This window comes from Methylobacterium nigriterrae (assembly GCF_037106235.1).
Taxonomy (GTDB): domain Bacteria; phylum Pseudomonadota; class Alphaproteobacteria; order Rhizobiales; family Beijerinckiaceae; genus Methylobacterium; species Methylobacterium nigriterrae.
On sequence record NZ_JBAWTG010000254.1, the window covers coordinates 1 to 3,855 of the forward strand.

Genomic DNA, 3,855 nt, shown 5'->3' on the forward strand with positions numbered 1-3,855 from the left:
ACAGCGCCTCCACTCAGCCCTCGGGTACCGTACGCCTGAGCAGGCCGAGCAGCGCTGGGCAACGTAACCTCCGTGTCCACAAAAACGGGGGAGGATCAAAGAGGCCGCGGATCATGTTGATTAGCTGCGTGCGCTGACGGACCAGAAGATCGCGCGTTCGGTGCAGAGACAAGCCCGCCTGTTGCTTGACGGACTTGATTGGCACGAAGCGCATGGTCGGGCCGGTGACCGCCTCGCGAGAAGCGCCTCGGCGTCCGCCGCATCGCTCTTGCCGCGCTTCACGTACGGCTTGACGTAGGCCGGCGGCATCAGCCGCACCTCGTGACCGAGGGCAGTGAGTTCGCGCGCCCAATGATGGCTCGTGCCGCAAGCATCCATGCCGATCAGGCACGGCGGCAGCTTGCTGTGAAGAAGGGCATCACCTGCGCGCGCCTCAGCGCTCGCTGGACGAGGACCTCGCCCGTGCGCCGATGGTGTGCACCCGAACGGCGTTCTTGGCCAAGTCGAGGCTGACGGTCGTGATCTCCATCGTGGCGGCTCCAGGCCCGTGCTGCGCGACAGCACCACCTTGGCGCTGCTACGCCGGGAGTGGGAGCCATCCACTCCACCTGCTTACCCGCCGCTCAAGCCCCGAAGCGGACGGGCCGTTATCGGCCAGCTCCAGTCAATCGCTTCGCGCCCGTTTCGGCCGTTCGGCGGATCAAGCGGTGTGCTTCCTGAGAAGGCCTGTCACAGTGGCCTTCGACGGGATCGAGCATTGCTTCATCGACCGCGACTTGGACGATCTCGACCACGCTACGGGATCACGGTCCACAGGAGCCGGTTGGCACACGCTGACCCTACGGGCGACGAGGATCCTCGTTCGTCAGCGGAGGGATAACACCGGGGATAACAGGGACAAGAGGAAGATGATCTCTATAGAAATGCCCCTGTTGTCGCCGGTTGAGGGCGCAACCTGCCGAGGGTCCGATCACGTTCTCGTCTGGACCTAACCGAAAGTCGATCCGCTTCGCGGTGCGGGGTAGAACGATACGAGCGCCTCTGTCTCGCCTACATATCGTGGCCCGGAGGCTGTTGGCATGGCAGCACCGGCCTAAAATGGATCCCTTCGACGATGATGCCGAGGAGGTCCATGCGTGGCACCGCGCCGGGGCGGGATAAGGCATGCAGGCGCCAATCACGACCAGAAGAAAGAGAGAGACAACACTATTATTTTCCTATCAGGGCCGGCCCGTCGTCCCCGCAGTCCTACGACGGATGGCGGCGGTGGCCCGACAAGGCAAGCGAGCTTCGTCAAGCCAAGCGCGCGACGTATGACGTTTGCTGGGCTTGCTTAGCTTGGCCTTATCGACCTACCTCTCAGCGGTAGCCGCATAACCAATTGCATTTTGCGTGCCTGCTCACCCCAACCCGGAGAGGCGACATGCTGATCAACCATGAGCGCCGTCTGTTGACCAAAGCCGCCCAGGCAGTCGCCGGACGCATCTCGGTCAAGCGCGAGCCGGATCGGACCTGGCCGGGTGACCACAGCCGCCTCTGCGCCTTGGCGAGCAACGGCAAGGTCCGTTGGATAGGGCAACAGGCTGGCCCACATATCGGCGGCATGTTCGCAACTTGGGAGATCACCGAGAAGGGCTTCGCCAGCTTGGAACTGCTCTCGGGCCTCCAAGCAGGTTAAGAGCTCGGTGCAAAACCGGCTGCGAGTGCGTCAAGAGTTTCATGGCCTCTCCGCCGCAACCCTGAAATCCAGATGGCATGACGCAAAGCCCTGCCGACCTCGCCGTTGGCCTATCCAAGGCTCGGCGAAGAGGCCTGGGTTGAGGCAGCTTGCGCCGATCCCATAGTCGCCGTGTCGTGACCTGCCGTCGCTCTATTACTGTCCGCTGTGCGTTCCCTCCGGGCAGCCCTTTCATGCATGAAGGTTTCACACTGTGCTCTCTCCCCGTTCTTTGGGCGCCGCTTCAGCTCCTCGCGACCGACGTCAGCGGAGGGCGCTGACCACCGCAGCGAAGAAGTCCGCATCTACGACCGGGGGCGCGCCGGTCGGCTTCGAGCGGGCGCCCCACTGGGCGATCACAACACGCTCCCTCGGGTTCACGTAGACGTACTGACCGAAAATGCCACGAGCCGTAAACGCGCCCTCGTTCGGCGTGCCTGCCGGGGCCCCGAGCGGCCACCACATGTAGCCGTAGTTGACGGTCTTCCCGCTCAGCTCCTTCGGCGAGCCTGCTTGCTCGAACCAGCCATCCGGGACAACGCTCTCGCCGTTGATCACACCCTTGTTCAGCACGAACTGGCCGAAGCGCGCGTAGTCCCGAAGCGTGGCGCTGAACCCGCTACCGCCTACCTCCAGACCGTTCGGCGACTCGACCCACCAGGTCGCGTCCTGCTCCATGCCGAGCTTCGACCAGATCTTCTCGGACAGGTACACGGAAACCGGGCGCCCGACTGCGGCACGCACGAGCGCGCCCACGAGGTGCGTCTCGCCAGTGCTGTAGTTCCACGCGGTTCCCGGCTCGTGGGCGCGCGGCAACTTGGCCATCATCGCCAGGATCGTGCCTGGGTTCCCCTCAAGTTGCAGCTCCAGCATGTGCCGCCGGTCCGACTTCGGATCGGTGTAGGTCTCGTCCCACTTGGCACCAGACGCCATCTGCAGGAGGTTCCTGACGCTCACGCCGTCGTAGGCGCCGCCTGCCAATTCCGGCAGGTAGCGTGTGACCGGGTCGTCGATGCTCTTGATGAAGCCATCCTTGATCGCAGCGCCCACCAGGGTCGAACTGATCGATTTCGCGACGGACATCGACATCCAGCGCGTCGCTTCGTTGTTGCCGAGCTCGTAATCCTCGTAGGCGATTTTTCCGTCCTTCAGCACGAGCAGGCCGGCCACCCGGTTGAGCGAGAGGTAGTCGAAGAGGTCGACGGTCCTGCTGTTGGACTGGAACTTCACGTCCGTCAGCGGCTTCGGCAACGCCTCAAGTTGGGCGGCGGCCCCACCCCGGTTCACGGTTCGGGTCGGGAACAGTCGGTCGATGTTCCGGAAGGTGTTGGCCTGAAGGTCGGGCGTGAGGCGACCGTCATAGGCCTGCTGCACCGAGCCAATCGCATCCGAGCGGCCGTCCAACCCGTAGGCACTGCCCACTTGGAGAGCGCTGAAACAGCACAGAGCGGCTGTCCCGATCTTCCACGTCGATCCCTGCATCGGTCGTCCCTTCAGATAGCGGTACCTGAGCCGACGCTCCGACGCGCGGGTGTCGGTCCTCCGGCCGATGTAGGCACAACCCACGGTGGTCGCCACGCGAATGCAACCGGACGGCGCGGAATCGACAGCCACGGACGTCTGGGACACTATCGTGGGATCCTCGAGCGCACCCTGGCATGGCTGGCCCACTTCCGTCGGCTCGCGGCCCGCTACGAGCGTCGCGCCGACCTCCACCTCGCGTTCCACACTCGTCTGCGCCCTTACTTGTCGAACGTAGACAACCCGGTTTTGTCCCTAACTCTAAGCTAGGCGTCTCGGGCCGATTTGAGTGGCGCGCTGTGTGATCGAGAATTGCCGATTGCAGCCGAGCATGATGTGGGGCTCCCGGCGAGGCACCAATGAGAGTGGCTCCAGGCCTGACATCGCTGAGTAGGAGCTTTCAAAAGGGCCGTGTTCTTAATGATCTCAGGCCCGCGTCACGCTTCGCAGAGCTCCAAACAAACGGGTGAACCGCTCCGGGTTTTCCGGAGGCCATTTGGTTTGGGTCAGGCGGCCAGGGCTTGGACCTCGGCCTGGGCATAATAGTGGGCTTCCGCCTCGGCGGGAGGGACGTTGCCGATCGGTTCGAGCAGCCGGCGATAATTGAACCAATCCAC

General features: G+C 63.7%; 2 protein-coding genes and 2 pseudogenes. 2 read left to right on the forward strand and 2 right to left on the reverse strand.

Annotated elements, in window-relative coordinates; all coding sequences use genetic code 11:
* Positions 1-100: 100 nt before the first annotated feature.
* Positions 101-529, reverse strand: a pseudogene (locus WDW90_RS35550) (IS110 family transposase); the annotation flags it as partial.
* A gap of 894 nt (positions 530-1,423) precedes the next feature.
* Here WDW90_RS35550 and WDW90_RS35555 point away from each other — a divergent pair.
* On the forward strand, positions 1,424-1,678 hold the full coding sequence (locus WDW90_RS35555) for a hypothetical protein (RefSeq protein WP_336492451.1): 255 nt from the start codon (positions 1,424-1,426) through the stop codon (positions 1,676-1,678).
* 303 nt (positions 1,679-1,981) lie between these two features.
* Here the strand turns inward: WDW90_RS35555 and WDW90_RS35560 are convergent, their stop codons facing one another.
* Complete coding sequence (locus tag WDW90_RS35560) at positions 1,982-3,199, reverse strand: serine hydrolase domain-containing protein (RefSeq protein ID WP_336492453.1); 1,218 nt, start codon at positions 3,197-3,199, stop codon at positions 1,982-1,984.
* A gap of 111 nt (positions 3,200-3,310) precedes the next feature.
* Here WDW90_RS35560 and WDW90_RS35565 point away from each other — a divergent pair.
* Positions 3,311-3,476: pseudogene (locus WDW90_RS35565) on the forward strand (IS5/IS1182 family transposase); the annotation flags it as partial.
* Positions 3,477-3,855: the final 379 nt, after the last annotated feature.

Coding starts and splice junctions, on each gene's coding strand:
- WDW90_RS35555 (WP_336492451.1), top strand. CDS start 1,424: ATGCTGATCAACCATGAGCGCCGTCTGTTGACCAAAGCCGCCCAGGCA.
- WDW90_RS35560 (WP_336492453.1), bottom strand. CDS start 3,199: ATGCAGGGATCGACGTGGAAGATCGGGACAGCCGCTCTGTGCTGTTTC.